The following is a 16,312-nucleotide window of genomic DNA, read 5'->3' as shown; positions in this document are numbered from 1 at the left end:
TCCGCGTCACGGCCGGTCACCCAGCAGCTGCTCGGCGACCTGTTCGAGCGCCGCACCCCGCGACGCCTTCACGAGGACGACGTCCTCCGGTCCGGCATTCTGCCGCACCCAGGCGAGTGCCTCGTCGCGCCCCTCGGCGGAGATCACGGTCGTGGCGTCCTGAGCGCGGATCGCCTCGGCGATCGGCGCTGCAGGGGCGCCGACGACGACCACCACGTCGACCCCGAGCCGGACGGCGTCGGTCCCCACGGCACGGTGACCGGACTCGTGCTCCGACCCGAGCTCCATCATCTGCCCCAGCACCGCGACCGTACGACGCCCGCGGCCCCGCCCGATCGCGACCAGCGCCTCGAGCGCGGCTCGCACCGAGTCGGGGTTGGCGTTGTAGGCGTCGTTGATCACGACCATCCCGTCGGCGCGCTCGTGCACCTCCATCCGCCACCGCGACGCGGCGGTGGCCAGGGAGAGTGCGGGCGCGACGTCCGCGAGCGGGAACCCGGCGGCGACCGCCATCGCGGCGGCCGCGGCGGCGTTCTGCACCTGGTGGGCGCCGGTCTGGAGCAGCTGCACCGGGTGGGAGGTGTGGCCGTCGGTGAGCGTGAACCGTGGCCGGCCGCCCTCGTCGAGCTCCATGTCCTCCCAGCGCAGGTCGCCGGCGCGGCCGAACGTCAGCACCCGCGCGGTGGTGCGGGGGGCCATCGCCGAGACCAGGGGGTCGTCGGCGTTGAGGACCGCGACGCCGTCGGAAGGGAGCGCTTCGACGATCTCCCCCTTGGCGAGGGCGATCTGCTCGCGGCCGCCGAACTCCCCCACGTGCGCGGTGCCGACGTTGAGCGCGGCGGCGATGCGCGGTGGTGCGATCCCGCACAGGTACGCGATGTGCCCGACGCCGCGCGAGCCCATCTCCACGACGAGGTGCTCGGTGTCGGCGGCGGCCCGCAGCACGGTCAGCGGCACCCCGATCTCGTTGTTGCCGTTGCCCTCGGTGGCGACGACCCTGTCCTCGCCCGCGAGCCGACGCAGCACGCTCGCGAGGTAGTCCTTGGTGCCGGTCTTCCCCTGCGAGCCGGTCATCGCCAGCACGGTGGCCGGTGTCCGTTCGACCACGAACCGCGCCAGCGTGCCGAGGGCCACCACCGGGTCCTCGACCACGACCGTCGGCGCCGCCGTCGGCCGGCTGCCGAGCACGGCGTGGGAGCCCGCGGCGTACGCGTGGCCGTCGACCCGCTCCCCCACGATCGCGACGAACAGTCCTTCGGCGACCGGCGACCGGCTGTCGACGTACGCGGGGCCGGTCACGACGACGTCGCCGTCGCCGTGGACCTCGCCACCGACCACGGCGGCGATCTCGGCCAGCCGCAGCGGGATCATCGGCCGTCTCCCGCGAGCAGTTGACGGGCCACGTCGCGGTCGTCGAAGGGGTGGACGACGCCCGCGACCTCCTGACCGGTCTCGTGGCCCTTGCCGGCGATCAGCACGACGTCGCCCTCCTCGGCGGCGGCCAGCGCGGCCGCGATCGCCGCACGGCGGCCGTCGTGCTCGACCACGTCGGCCGGGTGCCCGCGGGTGCCGCCGACGATCTCGGCGCGGATCGTCGCCGGGTCCTCCGAGCGCGGGTTGTCGTCGGTGACGTGCACGACGTCGGCGAGGTCGGCGGCGATCGCACCCATCAACGGCCGCTTGCCGCGGTCGCGGTCGCCGCCGGCACCGAGGACCACGACCAGCCGGCCGCGGGTGATCGGGCGCAGGGTGCGGAGCACGGCCTCGAGGGCGTCGGGCTTGTGGGCGTAGTCGACGTAGACCGCGAACGCCGAGGCGTCGTCGGTGACCCGCTCCAGACGGCCGGGCACTCCTCCGGCCGCGGCGATGCCGGCGACGACGCTGCCAGGGGCGAGCCCGGCCTCGGCGGCAGCGGCGACGGCGGACAGCGCGTTGGCGACGTTGAAGTCGCCGGGCAGGGCGACCGACGCGGGCAGCGACAAGCCGTCGGGGCCACGGACGGTGAACGTGGAGCCCTCGGGGCCGAGGTCCACGTCGGCGGCCGACCAGTCGGCGTCGGCGCTGCTGGTCGACATCGTGCGCACCGGGATCGTCGCCGCGGCGGCCAGGCGACGGCCGAACTCGTCGTCGACGTTGACCAGGCCGAGCCGAGCCCGCTCGGGGGTGAACAGGGTCGCCTTGGCCGCGAAGTAGTCCTCGACGTCGGCGTGGAAGTCGAGGTGGTCGCGGCCGAGGTTCGTGAAGACCGCGACGTCGAAGACGACCCCGTCGACCCGGCCCAGCACGAGCGCATGGCTGGACACCTCCATCGCGCAGCACTCGACCCCGCGTTCGCGCATCAGGGCGAACAGCCCGTGCAGGTCCGGTGCCTCCGGTGTGGTCAGGGCCGTCCGGAGGTCGGCGCCGGCGACCCGGGTGCCGACGGTGCCGATCACGGCGGAGGTGATGCCCGCGGCCCCGAGGCCGCCGTCCAGCAACCGGGTCACCGTGGTCTTTCCCTGGGTGCCGGTCACTCCGATCATCCGCATCGCGCCGGCGGGGTCGCCGTAGAGGGCGGCCGAGACCGCACCGAGCACGGCCCGTGGGCGGGCGACGACGATGGCCGGCAGGTCCGGGGGTACGGCGTCCGCGCCGGCCTCGTCGGTGAGCACGACGGTGGCGCCGGACGCGGCGGCCTGCGTGACGAAGTCGATGCCGTGCGCCGTCGCACCCGGAAGGGCGGCGTAGACGTCACCGGGGAGGACCCGGCGCGAGTCGAGCGTGATGCCGGTGACGGTGACGCCGGTGCCGTCGCCCAGCACGCGCGCCTCGGCGTGCGCACGGACCAGCGCGACGACGTCCTCGAACGACCGCGCCACCGGGCTCCCGGGACGGGTGCTGGCGGTGTCCATCACCACTCGACGGGCAGCTTCGAGGGGCGGGTCTCGGTCGGGGCCACGCCGTACCGCCGGAGGGCGTAGCTCATCAGCTTGGCGAAGGCCGGGCCGGCGACCGCGCCGCCACCGCCGGTGCGGGAGTCGTGGACCACGACGTAGGCGGTGAATCGCGGGTCGTCGGTCGGGCCGAAGCCGACGAACGACGCGGTGTGGCTGCCGTCGTAGCAGGCACAGCTCTCGACGACCCGCTGCGCCGTGCCGGTCTTGCCGGCGATCCGGTAGCCGGGCACCGACGCCAGCGGGGCGACGCCGTCGACCGGGTCGAGCACACGCTCCATCATGAGAGCAGTCTGCCGCGCCGCCTCCGTGCTGATCACCCTCCGGGTGCCGGCCTCGTCGGTGCCGACCTCGGTGCCGTCGTCCAGCGTCGCTCGGCCCTTCACCAGGCTGGGGTCGATGCGGACGCCGTCGTTGGCGATCGCGTTGACCGCCGCGATCATCTGCACGGCGTTGACGGAGAGCGACTGGCCGAAGGCGATGCGGTCGTCGACCTGGTCGGTCCAGGCCTCGCCCTTCGGCAGCAGGCCCTTGGTCTCGCCGTTGAGGCCGACGTGGGTCTGCCTGCCGAGCCCGAACGCGGTCAGGTAGGAGCGCAGCTGGCCCGGCTCGAACTCGTCGGCCGCGAGCACGGTGCCGATGTTGGAGGACTTGGCGAGGATGCCCGCCAGGGTCAGGTGCTCGATGCCGTGGGCCCAGTGGTCGTGGATCGGCCGGTCCTGGCGGTTGAGCACCCCCGGGACGACGTACTGCTGGCGCGGCTTGCCGAGGCCGGCGTCGATGACGGCGCTCAGCGTCAGCACCTTCTCCGTGGAGCCCGGCTCGTAGACATCGGTCAGGGCGCTGGACTTGTAGCGCGACTTCGGCCAGTCCTGGGGCGTGCTGGCGTCGTAGGACGGGTAGTCGGCCAGCGCGAGGATCTCGCCGGTGCGGCTGTCCATGATGACCGCGATGCCGGACTCGGCGCGCGAGCCCTCGACGGTCTGTTGCAGCACCCGCTGCGTGTAGAACTGCAGGTCGGCGTCGAGGGTGAGGGCGAGGTCGGACCCGTCCACCGCCGGCGTGATGGCGCTGTCGCCGAGCGGGATCTGCGCGCCGGCCCCGACCTCGTAGCGCGCCTCGCCGTCGATGCCGGAGAGGTAGTCGTTGAAGGAGTCCTCGAGCCCGGCGAGGGCGCGGGCGGAGCCGTTCCGCTTCGGGGTGCCGAGGAAGCCGACGAGGTTCGCCGCGACGTCGTTGAACGGGTAGACCCGCACCGGGTCTCGCTGCATGAACAGGCCGACGAACCCCTCCGCCTCGGCATCCGCGACCACCTGGGTCGCGAGGCGGGCCGGGACCTGGCGGGCGACGTACTGGAAGCGGCTGCCCTCCACCCGGAGCCGCTCGAGCACCTCGAAGTAGTCGATGTCGAGCCGCTGCGAGAGGAAGGAGGCGAGCTCGGGTGCGTCGTCGGCGGTCAGCGTCGGGTCGGCGACGATCATCCGGCCGTCGATCGACTTCGCCAGTGCCTTCCCGTTGCGGTCGAGGATCTCACCTCGGGTCGCGGGAAGGATGACGTCGACCGAACCCTCGGCGGCGGCCATCGCGGCGTACTCGTCGGGGTCGACGCCCTGCAGCTGCACCAGGCGCGCGGCGAAGACCGAGAGCACCATCGCGATCAGGATGAACCCGACCTGGAGCCGGAATTGCGGTGACGCGCGCAGCGGGTCGCGAGCCGGACGTGTCACTTCTCCAACCTAGGTGGCTACCGCTGCCGGGAACGGTCCGACCCGCCGTCCTGGCGGCCATTCGCGTCGTTCGAGCGGTCGTCGCCGCGGTCGCGGACGATGACCGGGTCCGGGTCCAGCACCTTGGGCTTGGTCGGGCCGGGCACCGTGACCGGCAGCGTGTTGCTCGGCTGCGCCGGTGGCGCGGCCTGGGCGTCGCCGGTGACCTCGCCGGTGCCGAGGTTCATGACGTTCGGCGGGCCGGCGATCACCATGCCCGCCTTCTGGGCGCGGTCGGCGACCCGGGCCGGGTCGCTCAGCTCCTGGAGCTCGGTGCTGAGCGCTTCCTCCTGGGCGGTGAGGTCGGCGAGCTGCTGGTCGAGCGCTGCGGCGCGGAAGGAGGCCTGCTGCATCGAGGTGTTGAAGAGGAGCAGCCCGACGACACCGCCGAGCAGGATCACGCTGACCAAGGTCACGAACGGCACCCGCGGGGCACGCGGCCGGGTGCGAGGCCGCGGCACGACCGTGAGCCGGGCCCGCTGGACCGCCGCCTCGGCGATGCGCGGCAGGCGGGAGCGGAGCTGGGGTGCGGTGCTGCTCATTACGCGGCTCCCTTGCCGGTGGTGCGGGGTCGGACTCGTTCGACGGCGCGCAGTCGTACGGATGCGGCGCGCGGGTTCAGGGCGATCTCGTCGGCGTCCGCCTGCTCGGCGCCGCGGGTCACCAGGCGCAGCGCCGGCTCGTGCCCCTCCGGCACGAACGGGAGGTCCTCGGGGACGTCGCTGCTGGTCGCCGCGGCGAAGGCCCGCTTGACCAGCCGGTCCTCGAGCGAGTGGTAGGACTCCACGACCACACGGCCGCCGACGCCGATCGCGTCGATCGCGGCCGGCACCGCCCGCTCGAGCACCCGGAGCTCGTCGTTGACCTCCATCCGCAGTGCCTGGAAGGTGCGCTTCGCAGGGTGGCCGCCGGTACGACGCGCAGGGGCCGGGATGACGTCGTACAGGAGGGCGACCAGGCGGCCCGACGTGGTGAACGGCTCCTTGGCGCGCTCGCGCACGATCGCCTCCGCGATCCGGCGGGCCATCCGCTCCTCGCCGTACTCCTTGAGCACGCGCGCCAGGTCGGGCGCGTCGTAGGTGTTGAGCACGTCGGCGGCGGTCGGACCGGTGCCGGAGCTCATCCGCATGTCGAGGGGGGCGTCGACCGCGTAGGCGAAACCGCGCTCCGGCAGGTCCAGCTGCATCGAGGAGACACCGAGGTCGAAGAGCACCCCGTCGACCCCTCTGTCGCCGGCCAGGCCGAGGTCGGCGAGCACGTCGGGGATCTCGTCGTACACCGCGTGCACTGCGGTGAAGCGGTCGCCGTACGGCGCCAGCCGCTCGCGACTGAGCTCGAGCGCGTCGGGGTCACGGTCGATGCCGACGACCCGGGCCAGCTCGCAGCGGGCCAGCACGGCCTCGCTGTGACCCCCGAGGCCCAGGGTCGCGTCGACGAGGACGGCGTCGTCGTGGTCGAGCGCAGGTGCCAGAAGCGCCACGACCCGGTCGAGAAGGACCGGGACGTGTCGAGGGTTGTCCATGGTGGTGCGCCCTCAGTGCCCGATCCCGTAGGCGATCAGGAGGGCGAGTGCCATCCCGACCGACACGACGGCCGAGAACAACATCAGTGCCACTGCTTCGCGCGCGAGCTCGCGGACCCGCGGCTGCCTCGCCTCTGTCATCACGCTCATCGTTCGACCCCTCTTGCTCGCGTTGCTCGCGTCGTTGCTCGCGATCCGCAGGGCCAGGTCCCCCGCCCGCCCCCGGTGGGGGAAGCCGTCTGGAGCCGGGGAAGGTGCCCCAGAAGGCAGCGGGAGCGGGCCAGAGACCTCGTCCTGCGGATCACTGTTGAAGTTGTCGTCCGCTCCGTGGTGGAGCGAAGTGGAGCGAAGTGGTGCGGCGCCGGTCGCGCCGGCGGTTCAGTCGGTCAGTCCTCGTCCTCGTCGAGGTCGACGAAGTCGCCCATCGCGTCGGCCTGGAACTCCCGCCACCGTTCGGGGTTCCAGATCTCCATCCGGTCGCGGACGCCGATCACCACAACGTCCCGTTCAAGCGCGGCGTACTCCCGCAGGTGTGCAGGGATGCCGACCCGTCCCTGCTTGTCCGGCGTGCTCTCGTCGGCGCCCGCGAAGAGCACGCGCTGGTAACGGCGGGCCGCCTTGTTGGTCATCGGCCGCTCGGCTGCCCGCTCGGCCTCGGCTGCGAAGACGTCGGTGGGCCAGACGACGAGGCAGTGCTCCTGACCCTGCGTCACCACGACCCCCTCGGCCAACCGGTCCCTGAACTTCGCCGGGAGGAAGAGGCGCCCCTTGTCGTCGAGCTTCGGGGTGTAGGTGCCGACGAACAGCATCGGACACCTCCTGTTTCCTCCACTTTCCCCCACAGTACTCCACTTTCCCCCACCGTCAACCACTTCCGGGGGTGTTTTGCTCCAAGGTCGGGTCGATGCGAACGCGTGATCGGTCTGTGACCTTGTGGGCCGTTCGGGCGCGTTAGGTTGCTCCGGCGCCGTACGTTTGCCTCGACCGCGGGCCTACGCTTCAAGTGCACGACCGGGCGCGCCAGAGACGGGAGACATGACGTGGAGTCGCCGACGGACCACCCGGGGCAGCCGCACCCCACCACCGGAGCCGACGTGGCCACGGTCGCCCGCGTGGCGAGCCGGATCCGCGGCAACATCGAGCGCGTCATCGAGGGCAAGAGCGAGGTCGTCTCCGCCGCGCTCGTCGTGCTGCTGGCCGAGGGCCACCTGCTGCTCGAGGACGTGCCCGGCGTCGGCAAGACGATGCTCAGCAAGGCGCTGGCGCGCAGCATCGACTCGACCGTGCGACGGATCCAGTTCACGCCCGACCTGCTGCCGTCCGACGTCACCGGCGTCTCGGTCTACAACCAGCAGTCCCGGGAGTTCGAGTTCCGGCCCGGCGGCGTCTTCGCCAACATCGTGATCGGCGACGAGATCAACCGCGCCTCTCCCAAGACCCAGTCGGCGCTGCTGGAGTGCATGGAGGAGCAGCAGGTCACCGTCGACAACGTCACCTACCACCTCGAAGCGCCGTTCATGGTGATCGCGACCCAGAACCCGGTCGAGATGGAGGGCACCTACGCCCTGCCCGAGGCGCAGCGCGACCGGTTCATGGCCCGGGTGTCGATCGGCTACCCGGTGCCGTCGGCCGAGATCGCCATGCTCAACTCGCACACCGAGCTCAACCCGCTCGACGAGCTCGAGCCGGTCACCGACGCGGCCGAGCTGCGCAAGCTGTGCGGCATCGTCCACCACGTGCACGTGTCCGAGGCCGTGCAGCGGTACGCCGTCTCGCTGACCGCTGCCACCCGGGAGAGCACCGACCTCCTGCTCGGCGCCTCGCCCCGCGCAACGCTGCACCTCGTGCGCGCGGCCAAGGCCTATGCGGCGCTGCACCAGCGCGACTACGTCCTGCCCGACGACGTCCGCGCGCTCATCCAGCCCGTGATCGCGCACCGGCTGCTGCCGAGTGCCGAGGCGGCCGTCGGGGGTCGCGGCACCAGCGACATCCTGGCGGGGATCGTCGCCCAGGTGCCGGTCCCCGAGATCCGTTCCTGATGCGTGACGGGCTCGCGGGGCTGACCCTCCGCGGACGGGCCTTCCTCGCCGCGGGGACGACGGCGATCGTCTGCGCCGTGCTGCTGGGGCAGACCTCGCTGACCCGGATCGGCGTCCTCGTGGTCGTGCTCCCCCTCGTGGCGGCGTTCGTGATCGGCCGTCGTCGCTACGCCCTCACCGCGGTGCGGTCGGTCCACCCCCGGCTCGTCGCCGCCGGCCAGCCGGCCCGCATCGACCTGCTCCTCTCCAACGAGGGACGCTCGACCGCCGGCGCGATCCTGGTCGAGGACCAGGTCCCCTACGCGCTCGGCACCCGGCCCCGGTTCGTGCTCCAGGGCATCGCGCGCAAGTGGCAGCGCCGCGTCAGCTACCAGGTGCGGTCCGACGTGCGCGGACGGTTCGACATCGGGCCACTCACGATCCGCATCGCCGATCCGTTCGGCCTCATCGAGCTGCGCCGCCTGGTCCCCGGCACCGCCCCTCTCGTGGTCACGCCGCGCACCGTCGCGCTGCCGCCGATCCCGGTGATGGGCGGGTGGACGGGCTCCGGCGAGTACCGTCCGCAGGCCTTCGCCGCCGGCTCGGCCGAGGACGTCAGCGTCCGCGAGTACCGCCGTGGCGACGAGCTGCGTCGCGTGCACTGGCGCAGCTCCGCGCGGATGGGCGACCTGATGGTGCGGCGCGAGGAACAGCCGTGGGAGGCCCGGGCGACGGTGCTGCTCGACAACCGGCTCCGGTCGCACCGCGGTCAGGGCCTCGGGTCGAGCTTCGAGTTCGCGGTGGTCGCCGCCGCCTCACTGGTCCTGCACCTCGACCAGCACGGGTACGCCGTACGCCTCGTGCTGGCGGACGGGACCGGAGCGGACGAGACCTCGACCGCCGTCCTGGAACGGCTGGCCCTGGTGACGACGGTGCAGCGCCCCACCCTCGACCTGGGATGGAGCGGTGACCAGACCCGCGGCGGCCTGGTCGTCGCCGTTCTCGGCGGCCTGGAACAGACCGACTCGCTCGCGCTGCGGCAGCTCCGCCACGACGCCGGCACCGCGCTCGCCCTGGTGCTCGACGTCGACCAGTGGGGTGGCCGGTCGACGGCCTCGGCGTCGGAGCTGCCAGCGGAGTCCGTCGCCGGGCTCGGGTGGCGCGCGGTCACCCTCGGCCCGCGCGACCGGATCGACTCGGCCTGGCGCGACCTCGGCCGCGCCTCGGGCCGGACCGCTGCAGCGGCCGGCCTCGCCGGCGGGAGGACGGACCGGTGAACGGCCGGCCGGCGTTCGGCTACGCGCTGCTGGTCTCGCTCGTCGCCGCCGGCACCTCCTGGGCCGCGCTGATGGCGTGGCGCGGGTTCCTCGTCGACTCCAGCGACTACCTCGCTCCCCTCCTCGTGATCGCCGTCGTCGTCGCGGCATCCGGGGCACTGCTCCGCTGGCTGGGCAGCCCGGCGCTCCTGACGATCGCCGTCCAGACGTTGCTCGCGGTGGCGATGGTGAGCGGCGAGCTGGGCGGCAGCCCGCTCCCTGTCGGCGAGGCCGGCAACCAGATCTGGCGCTCGCTCGAGCAGGCGATGACGTCGGCGCGCACCTACGCCGCGCCGATCCAGTCCGACGTGCCGCCGGTCGCGCCCCTGATGCTGGTCGGCGGAGCCTTCTTCGTCCTCCTCGTCGACCTCCTCGCCTGCACGCTGCGCCGGGTGCCGATCGCCGGCCTCGCGCTGCTCGCGATCTACTCGGTGCCCGCCGGCCTGACCCAGTCCGGTCCCGGCCTGATCGCTTTCGTCATGGCGGCCGCCGGGTTCCTGGCGCTGCTCCATCTCGACAGCCGCGACCTGCTGCTCAAGTGGGGTCGGCTGCTCGGGCCGGACGAGGGGAACCCCTGGCTCGACGCCAACCCGGTCGCGGACGCGGTCCGGGTGGGCGCCGGGCGGATCGGCGTCACCGCCACGGTGCTGGCGGTGTTCCTGCCGCCGTTCGTGCCGGTCCTCGACCTCGACGTGTTCGGGATCGGTCCCGGCGACGGCGACGAGGACATCGAGATCCACAACCCCAGCACCGACCTGCGGCGCGACCTGGAGCGCGAGGAGGACATCCCGCTCATCCGGCTCCGCACCGACGACCCGTCCCCGGAGTACCTTCGGGTCGCCGCGCTCGCCCGGTTCACCGGTGCGCTGTGGAGCAGCGGCAACCGCGGGGTCGGCGACGACAACACCGCGACCGGTGACCTGCCCGCGCCGCTCGGCCTCTCCCCCGACGTGCCCCGCAGGGAGTACCAGTACGAGTTCGAGGCCAACGACTCGTTCAACTCCAGCTGGCTGCCGACCCAGTTCCCCGACTCCAACGTCGAGGCGGCGGGCGACTGGCGGTTCGACGAGGACACGATGGACTTCCTGGCCGTGCCGAAGGAGCTCGACACCCGGGACCTCGCGTGGTCGGTGACCGGCATCGAACCGGAGTACGGCACGACCGGTGAGTTCTTCCAGGACGCCGCGATCAACGCCGTCGACGAGGAGTTCCTGGAGATCCCGAGCGGTCTGCCCCCGATCGTGCGCCGGGAGTCCGACCACGTGGCCGGCGACGCTCGCACCGACTACGAGGCGGCGCTGCTGCTGCAGGACTACTTCCGTGAGTCCGGCGGGTTCCGCTACTCCCTGAAGAAGGCGCCCCCGGGCGTCGGCGGCGACGCCTTCGAGACCTTCCTCGACGCGGACGAGGAGGGCGGCCGGATCGGCTATTGCGAGCAGTTCGCCTCGGCGATGGCGGTGATGGCGCGGATGCAGGGCATCCCCGCGCGGGTGGCGGTCGGGTTCCTCCGCCCGGAGAGTCTCGGCAACGGCGAGTGGGAGTACAGCTCCTGGGACCTGCACGCCTGGCCGGAGCTCTACTTCGAGGGCTCGGGGTGGGTGCGGTTCGAGCCGACGCCCCAGGGCCGGGCCGCAACGGCACCCGACTACACCACGGTGCCGGTGAACGCTCCCGAGCCGACGGCGCCGACCAGCGGCCCCACGGTGTCGGAGGAGACCCGCGACCCGGTCGAGGACCCGAGCCAGCAGTCGGAGTCGGCCGCGCCCGAGCAGGAGACCGACGCCGCGGCCGACGGTGCCGACGAGGGGACCGACTGGGTCGTCGTACTGCTGCGGGCGGGGGTCGCACTGCTGGTCGTCGCACTGCTGGTCGTCCTCGCCTACCTGCCCCGGCTGCTCCGCCGCCGGGCCCGCGACCGGCGCCTGGCCGGCACGCCGGAGGACCTCTGGGACGAGCTGGCCGCGACCGCGATCGACCTCGGCCTCGCCTGGCCCTCCGGCCGGTCACCGCAGGAGGTCGGGCGGGCGATCGTCGACCACCTCGGCGACCGGAGCGACGTCAACCGGCCCGAGCGACCGCGAACCGGAGCCGACGCCGACCCGGAGGCGGCCGCTGCGCTGGAGCGCCTGGTCGCGGCCCTGGAGGTCGCGCGCTACGCACGCCCCGGCTCGCCCGTCCCGTCCGCCAACCTGGCCGACGACGTCGAGCTCTGTGCCGCGTCGCTCGAGGCCGGCGTCACCCGCCGGGCCGCCCGCCGGGCCCGCTGGCTCCCCGCCTCGCTCTGGCAGCGCCCCGCCCGCAACACGTCGAAGTCCGACGACCTGGTCAACGCCTGACCCGTCGCAAACTCGCACGTCAACCACGTCGACCCGTCGCAAACTCGCAGGTCAACCACGTCGACCCGTCGCAAACTCGCACGTCAACCACGTCAACCCGGCTCGAACTCGCACGTCAGGCGTGAGTTTGCGACGGGTCGGCGTCGTACAGCCGTGAGTTTGCGACGGGTCGGCGTCGTACGGGCGCGAGTTTGCGACGGGTCGACGCTTGTATGGGTTCCCGACGCGCTCGCGCGGAAGGACTCAGTATCCGCGACCGCCGCGGCGGCGGCGCCAGCGCTCCTCGACGCGCTCCATGAAGGAGCCGGAGGACTTGGCCTTGGGGCGGTGGGGGCGGCGGCTGCGGGAGCGGCCACCCTCGATGATGCCGAGGCCGGACGGGTGGGCCGTGGCGTGGTCGGGGCCCTGCTGACCGCTGAGCTGCTGACCGCGGAGGGCTCCGAGGCCGACGGTGGCCGAGCCGAGCATGATGATGAAGCCGGCGATGCCGACGAACCAGAGGCCGCTGATCGCGCCGCCCATCAGCACGGCGATGCCGATCGCGAACACGAGCCCGGCCAGGATCGCCTTCCGGCGCGCGGCCTGCCGCAACGTGGTGCCGCGCAGGGTGGAGGCGAGCTTCGGGTCCTCTTCGACGAGCGCGCGCTCCATCTGCTCGAGCAGTCGCAGCTCCTCTTCGGAGAGTGGCACCGGAATCCTCCACCTGTGCGGTTCGACGGCCTTCGCCGATGGTTTGAATCTCAAGTGTATGCAGCGCCTGCGCCGACCGGTAGGCCGACCGGACAATTCCTCGACGGTCTGTCCGATCGGATGGATACCCGGGGCCCGCACGGGCCAGACGGGGCAGGGGCCGGGACGGCTCAGAGCAGGCTGCCACGGCGTACGGCGGAGCTCCCGAACCGGGCCGCTGCCCGGTCGACGGCCCGGTCCGCGTCGGGCCACCCCGGGTCGGCCTCGCCGATGCTCAGCTGCCGGCCGCCGGCGTCGCGCCGGCGGTGGAGACCCTGGACCCGCACGCCGACCAGGCGCACCGGCAGGCGGAGCGGGAAGAGGGTGTCGAGCAGCAGGAGGGCCGCCTCGTAGACGTCGTGGGTGACGTCGGTCGGCTCCGGCAGCGTCCGGGACCGGGTGATCGTGCGGAAGTCGCTCCACCGGACGGTGATGGCGACGGTGCGACCGACCTTGTCGGCGTCGCGGAGCCGGGCGGCCACCCGGGCGGAGAGCCGCAGCAGCTCGCGCGCCAGCTGCTCACGGCTGCGGGTGTCGACCGCGAGCGTGTGCTGGGAGCCCATGCTGCCCTCCGGCACACCTTCGCCGAAGCCGAAGGTGCCGGCGCCGCCCGGAGCGAGCTCGCTGCGGTCGGCGCCCCACGCGAGCGCGTGCAGGTGACCGCCCAGGTGCCCGCCGACCATCCGGCGCAACTCGGCGACCGGGAGGCGGGCGACGTCGCCCACCGTCATCAGCCCCAGCCGGTGCAGCCGCTGGCGGGTGGCCTCGCCGACGCCGTACAGCTCTCCGACGTCGAGCGGGTGCACCACCTCGACGAAACGCTCCGGCGGGATCGCCAGCACGCCGTCGGGCTTGGCCCGTCGGCTGGCCAGCTTGGCGACCGACACCGCGGCCGCGATGCCGACCGAGCAGGTGATGCCGTGCTCGGCCCGCACCCGGGAGCGGATCCGCTCGGCGATGACCTCCGGCGGTCCGAACAGCTTGAGCGCCCCGCGCACGTCCAGGAACGCCTCGTCGAGCGACATCACCTCGACGACCGGGGTGAACCCGCGGAACGACTCCATGATCGCCTTCGACACCGGCCGCAGCACGTCGAAGTCGGGCGGCACCTCCACCAGCCGCGGGCACAGCCGGCGCGCCTCACCGCCCGACATGCCGGAGCGGATGCCGTAGCGCCGGGCGGGGTAGTTGGCCGACAGCACGACACCGCGGTGGCCGCCACCCACGACGACGGGTCGGTCCTGCAGCTCGGGCCGGTCGCGGATCGCCACCGACGCGTAGAACGCGTCCATGTCGACGTGGAGCAGGTGCGGGACGCTCACGGCGTCCTCCCGCGCGGAGCCGACCCGGGCGAGTCCGCCGGGCTAGCGGGCCAGCAGGTGGACCTGCGTGGCGAGCGGGAGGTACTCCGGCCGCTCCGCCACCGCGCGCTCGAGGTCGGCCAGCGCCGCCGCGGCGCCCGGCTCCTGGTCGAGCAGCGAGCCGGGGACCAGGTCGGTGAACACCCGGACCGCGTGCACCGCCGACACGGTGAAGCCCGCCTCCTCGACCAGCGCGGAGATCTCGGCGGCGGTGAACCGCCGGGTGGTGCGGCCGGACCGTCCTGGCGTCCGCTCGGGCTGGTCGTCGCCGTCGAGCAGGGCCCGCGCCTGGTGGAGGTGGCCGGCCATCGCCCTGGCCACGACGGCCGCGTGCCGCTGGGCGACGAGGACGCTGACCGTGCCGCCGGGCCGCAGGACCTTGCGGATCGTCGCGAGCGCGTCGCCGGCGTCCACGACCTCGAGCAGGCCGTGGCACAGCACCAGGTCGGCGCTCTCGGGACCGACCACGTCGAGTAGCCCGGAGACGTCGCCCTGGTGCCCGGCGACGTCGACGCCGACCTCGCGGGCGCGTCGGGCCAGGGCCGCCAGCGCATCGGGACTGGGGTCGACGACGGTGACCCGGTGCCCGGCCTCGGCGACGCGTACGGCGAACCCGCCGGTGCCGCCGCCGATGTCGACGACGTCGCAGGGATCACCGGAGAGGACCGGCCCGAGCGCGTCCCAGACGACGGCCGTGCGCACCGATCCTGGCCGCTCGCCGGGCCGCTCCTGGGACACCATGGCCGCAACACTATCCGGCGGCGCACCTGACCAGCTGGTCGCCGACCGGCGCGTGCGGGGTGAGGCCGAGCGCCTGCTCGACGACGGCGAGGAACCGGTCGGCGTCGCGCACCAGGTCGTCGGCCTCGCGCTCGCTCACCGCGCGGGTCGACCCCGACTCCGCCGCCGCCCGCTTGGCCGCACCGGCGGCGAAGAACGAGGCCCACTCCCCCAGCTCGGGCGCCACCTCCGCCAGCAGCACCCAGGCGTTCTTCTGCTGCCGCCGTCGGGCGGGCGCCGGCCGGGCGCGGGCCGCCAGCAACGCAGCGGCGGCGCGCAGCGCCGCCACGTGGGCGCAGGCGTAGCGCTCGGCGACGTCGGCCGCCGCGACCGCCTCGCTCAGGGACTCCGCGGAGCGGAGGAGGTACGAGTGCGTGGTCGCGGGCAGGTGGTCGGGGTGCAGGAACAGGTGCTGCTCGCTCGCCATGTCGACTCCTCGGTGTTGTTCGAACGCTTGTTCGAATACGACCAAGGTACACCGGTCCCCCGACACAAGGTCAAGAGCTGGTGGCGGGATCCTCCGCGTCCGAGAGGTCGACGACCTCGACCTCGTCGTCGGCACCGTCCGCAGCCGCCTCGAGCTCGCGACAGTGGCGCCGCGACTCCGGGTGCCAGATGAACACCAGCGTCACCGCGGCGAGGACGGCGGCCACGATGATCAGCCCGCGGAACACCGCCGGCGGCATGGTGCGGACGGTCGCGATCGTCGCGATCAGGATGCCGACCTCGATCATCGCGAGCGCGTGCCGGGACCAGTTGTGCCCGGACCGCATCATCGGGATCAGCGTCAGCGTCGTGAGCGCGATGACGCCGTACAGCACGAGGATCACCGGCACGAACTCCAGCGGCTGGACGGTGCTGTCGCCGCTGGCGCCGGGAGACCATGCCTCGCGGAGGTCCTCGCGGAAGATCACCACGAGCACCGAGACCACCAGGCCGGCAAGCACCTGGATCCACAGCAGCCACGACGCCAGGTCGATCGCCGCCGGTCGCTTGCCCATCGGTCCTCCTCGAGTCCGCGATCCCTGCCTCACCGCATTGTGCGGTGCCCTAGGGTCACTCCCATGTCGGCCGACCATCCCTCGATCAGCCGGTTCCGCGCCGAGCACGCGCGACGCGGCGGAGCTGGCGAGATCGTCATTCTGCCCGATGCCGTGCACACCGCCGCACTCGCCGCCGAGGCGCTCGGCTGCGAGGTCGGTGCCATCGCCAACAGCCTGCTCTTCGACGCGGGCGGCTCGCCGGTGCTGATCCTCACCTCGGGCGCCCACCGGGTCGACACCCGGAAGACCGCCGCCGGCGTGGGCGTCGAGAAGCTGCGCCGTGCCTCGCCGGAGTTCGTGCGCGAGCACACCGGGCAGGTGATCGGCGGGGTGTCGCCGATCGGCCACCCGGCGCCGGTGCCGACGTACCTCGACAGCTGGCTCCAGCGCTACGACGTGGTGTGGGCCGCCGCCGGACACCCGGCGGCCGTGTTCTCGACGACGTACGACGAGCTCCTGCGCCTCACCGGCGCCAGCCCGGTCGACGTCGAGTGACCGTGCCCGGGAC

The 16,312-nt window shown here is 73.2% G+C and carries 16 protein-coding genes; 4 read left to right on the top strand and 12 right to left on the bottom strand.

The features are described 5' to 3' along the window. Positions 1-6: 6 nt before the first annotated feature. The 7 genes from DJ010_RS05580 to mraZ form a co-directional block, all read right to left on the bottom strand. Positions 7-1,371 carry a UDP-N-acetylmuramoyl-tripeptide--D-alanyl-D-alanine ligase gene (locus DJ010_RS05580; protein ID WP_109692665.1) on the bottom strand — a complete coding sequence of 455 codons (1,365 nt, stop codon included), beginning with the start codon at positions 1,369-1,371 and terminating at the stop codon, positions 7-9. Next, complete coding sequence (locus DJ010_RS05575) at positions 1,368-2,891, bottom strand: UDP-N-acetylmuramoyl-L-alanyl-D-glutamate--2,6-diaminopimelate ligase (RefSeq protein WP_109692664.1); 1,524 nt, start codon at positions 2,889-2,891, stop codon at positions 1,368-1,370. The genes DJ010_RS05580 and DJ010_RS05575 overlap by 4 nt, the downstream gene beginning before the upstream one ends. Beyond that, positions 2,891-4,660 (bottom strand): peptidoglycan D,D-transpeptidase FtsI family protein, encoded by a 1,770-nt coding sequence (locus DJ010_RS05570; RefSeq protein WP_245927251.1) that lies wholly within the window; start codon positions 4,658-4,660, stop codon positions 2,891-2,893. Before DJ010_RS05570 ends, DJ010_RS05575 begins: the two co-directional genes overlap by 1 nt. A 17-nt stretch (positions 4,661-4,677) precedes the next feature. Beyond that, positions 4,678-5,241 carry a cell division protein FtsL gene (ftsL, locus tag DJ010_RS05565; protein WP_109692663.1) on the bottom strand — a complete coding sequence of 188 codons (564 nt, stop codon included), beginning with the start codon at positions 5,239-5,241 and terminating at the stop codon, positions 4,678-4,680. After that, positions 5,241-6,221 (bottom strand): 16S rRNA (cytosine(1402)-N(4))-methyltransferase RsmH, encoded by a 981-nt coding sequence (rsmH, locus tag DJ010_RS05560; protein WP_109692662.1) that lies wholly within the window; start codon positions 6,219-6,221, stop codon positions 5,241-5,243. Before rsmH ends, ftsL begins: the two co-directional genes overlap by 1 nt. 12 nt (positions 6,222-6,233) lie before the next feature. Continuing rightward, the gene (locus DJ010_RS21985; RefSeq protein WP_158282944.1) at positions 6,234-6,371 is read right to left on the bottom strand and encodes a hypothetical protein; all 138 of its coding nucleotides are present in this window, start codon (positions 6,369-6,371) and stop codon (positions 6,234-6,236) included. A 236-nt stretch (positions 6,372-6,607) separates the two neighbouring features. Further along, entirely contained in the window at positions 6,608-7,030 is a 423-nt protein-coding gene (gene mraZ / locus DJ010_RS05555) for a division/cell wall cluster transcriptional repressor MraZ (protein WP_211318667.1), read from the bottom strand. Between the two features lie 285 nt (positions 7,031-7,315). Here mraZ and DJ010_RS05550 point away from each other — a divergent pair, with 285 nt between their 5' ends. From DJ010_RS05550 to DJ010_RS05540, 3 genes are read left to right on the top strand one after another with little or no spacing between them, the layout of a single operon-like run. Then, positions 7,316-8,260 carry an AAA family ATPase gene (locus DJ010_RS05550; RefSeq protein ID WP_245927352.1) on the top strand — a complete coding sequence of 315 codons (945 nt, stop codon included), beginning with the start codon at positions 7,316-7,318 and terminating at the stop codon, positions 8,258-8,260. Continuing rightward, positions 8,260-9,516, top strand: coding sequence for a DUF58 domain-containing protein (locus DJ010_RS05545; RefSeq protein WP_109692660.1), 1,257 nt, complete (start codon positions 8,260-8,262; stop codon positions 9,514-9,516). Before DJ010_RS05550 ends, DJ010_RS05545 begins: the two co-directional genes overlap by 1 nt. Then, complete coding sequence (locus tag DJ010_RS05540) at positions 9,513-11,891, top strand: transglutaminase TgpA family protein (protein WP_109692659.1); 2,379 nt, start codon at positions 9,513-9,515, stop codon at positions 11,889-11,891. The genes DJ010_RS05545 and DJ010_RS05540 overlap by 4 nt, the downstream gene beginning before the upstream one ends. Before the next feature lie 243 nt (positions 11,892-12,134). On the opposite strand, the gene DJ010_RS05535 is transcribed toward DJ010_RS05540, so the two are convergent. The 5 genes from DJ010_RS05535 to DJ010_RS05515 all read right to left on the bottom strand — a co-directional run bounded on the left by DJ010_RS05535 (position 12,135) and on the right by DJ010_RS05515 (position 15,762). Beyond that, on the bottom strand, positions 12,135-12,581 hold the full coding sequence (locus DJ010_RS05535) for an SCO2097 family morphological protein (RefSeq protein ID WP_109692658.1): 447 nt from the start codon (positions 12,579-12,581) through the stop codon (positions 12,135-12,137). A 170-nt stretch (positions 12,582-12,751) separates the two neighbouring features. After that, positions 12,752-13,942, bottom strand: a complete 1,191-nt coding sequence (dinB, locus tag DJ010_RS05530) for a DNA polymerase IV (protein ID WP_245927249.1) — start codon at positions 13,940-13,942, stop codon at positions 12,752-12,754. 42 nt (positions 13,943-13,984) lie between these two features. Then, entirely contained in the window at positions 13,985-14,722 is a 738-nt protein-coding gene (locus DJ010_RS05525; protein ID WP_109692657.1) for a methyltransferase domain-containing protein, read from the bottom strand. 10 nt (positions 14,723-14,732) lie between these two features. Further along, positions 14,733-15,188 carry an SAV_6107 family HEPN domain-containing protein gene (locus DJ010_RS05520; RefSeq protein WP_158282943.1) on the bottom strand — a complete coding sequence of 152 codons (456 nt, stop codon included), beginning with the start codon at positions 15,186-15,188 and terminating at the stop codon, positions 14,733-14,735. A 70-nt stretch (positions 15,189-15,258) separates the two neighbouring features. Next, positions 15,259-15,762, bottom strand: a complete 504-nt coding sequence (locus tag DJ010_RS05515) for a hypothetical protein (RefSeq protein ID WP_109692656.1) — start codon at positions 15,760-15,762, stop codon at positions 15,259-15,261. Between the two features lie 63 nt (positions 15,763-15,825). Here DJ010_RS05515 and DJ010_RS05510 point away from each other — a divergent pair, with 63 nt between their 5' ends. After that, the gene (locus tag DJ010_RS05510) at positions 15,826-16,299 is read left to right on the top strand and encodes a YbaK/EbsC family protein (RefSeq protein ID WP_109692655.1); all 474 of its coding nucleotides are present in this window, start codon (positions 15,826-15,828) and stop codon (positions 16,297-16,299) included. Positions 16,300-16,312: the final 13 nt, after the last annotated feature.

The organism is Nocardioides silvaticus (assembly GCF_003160695.1).
GTDB lineage: Bacteria > Actinomycetota > Actinomycetes > Propionibacteriales > Nocardioidaceae > Nocardioides > Nocardioides silvaticus.
Note: the sequence above shows the minus strand (reverse complement) of the source record. Positions and strands in the feature narration are given on the sequence as shown.

Bases quoted from the DNA above. Each gene is read 5' to 3' on its own strand.
- mraZ (WP_211318667.1), bottom strand. From the start codon at position 7,030: ATGCTGTTCGTCGGCACCTACACCCCGAAGCTCGACGACAAGGGGCGC.
- DJ010_RS05515 (WP_109692656.1), bottom strand. From the start codon at position 15,762: ATGGGCAAGCGACCGGCGGCGATCGACCTGGCGTCGTGGCTGCTGTGG.
- DJ010_RS05525 (WP_109692657.1), bottom strand. From the start codon at position 14,722: ATGGTGTCCCAGGAGCGGCCCGGCGAGCGGCCAGGATCGGTGCGCACG.
- DJ010_RS05510 (WP_109692655.1), top strand. From the start codon at position 15,826: ATGTCGGCCGACCATCCCTCGATCAGCCGGTTCCGCGCCGAGCACGCG.
- DJ010_RS21985 (WP_158282944.1), bottom strand. From the start codon at position 6,371: ATGAGCGTGATGACAGAGGCGAGGCAGCCGCGGGTCCGCGAGCTCGCG.
- DJ010_RS05575 (WP_109692664.1), bottom strand. From the start codon at position 2,891: ATGGACACCGCCAGCACCCGTCCCGGGAGCCCGGTGGCGCGGTCGTTC.
- DJ010_RS05520 (WP_158282943.1), bottom strand. From the start codon at position 15,188: ATGGCGAGCGAGCAGCACCTGTTCCTGCACCCCGACCACCTGCCCGCG.
- rsmH (WP_109692662.1), bottom strand. From the start codon at position 6,221: ATGGACAACCCTCGACACGTCCCGGTCCTTCTCGACCGGGTCGTGGCG.
- DJ010_RS05545 (WP_109692660.1), top strand. From the start codon at position 8,260: ATGCGTGACGGGCTCGCGGGGCTGACCCTCCGCGGACGGGCCTTCCTC.
- DJ010_RS05580 (WP_109692665.1), bottom strand. From the start codon at position 1,371: ATGATCCCGCTGCGGCTGGCCGAGATCGCCGCCGTGGTCGGTGGCGAG.
- ftsL (WP_109692663.1), bottom strand. From the start codon at position 5,241: ATGAGCAGCACCGCACCCCAGCTCCGCTCCCGCCTGCCGCGCATCGCC.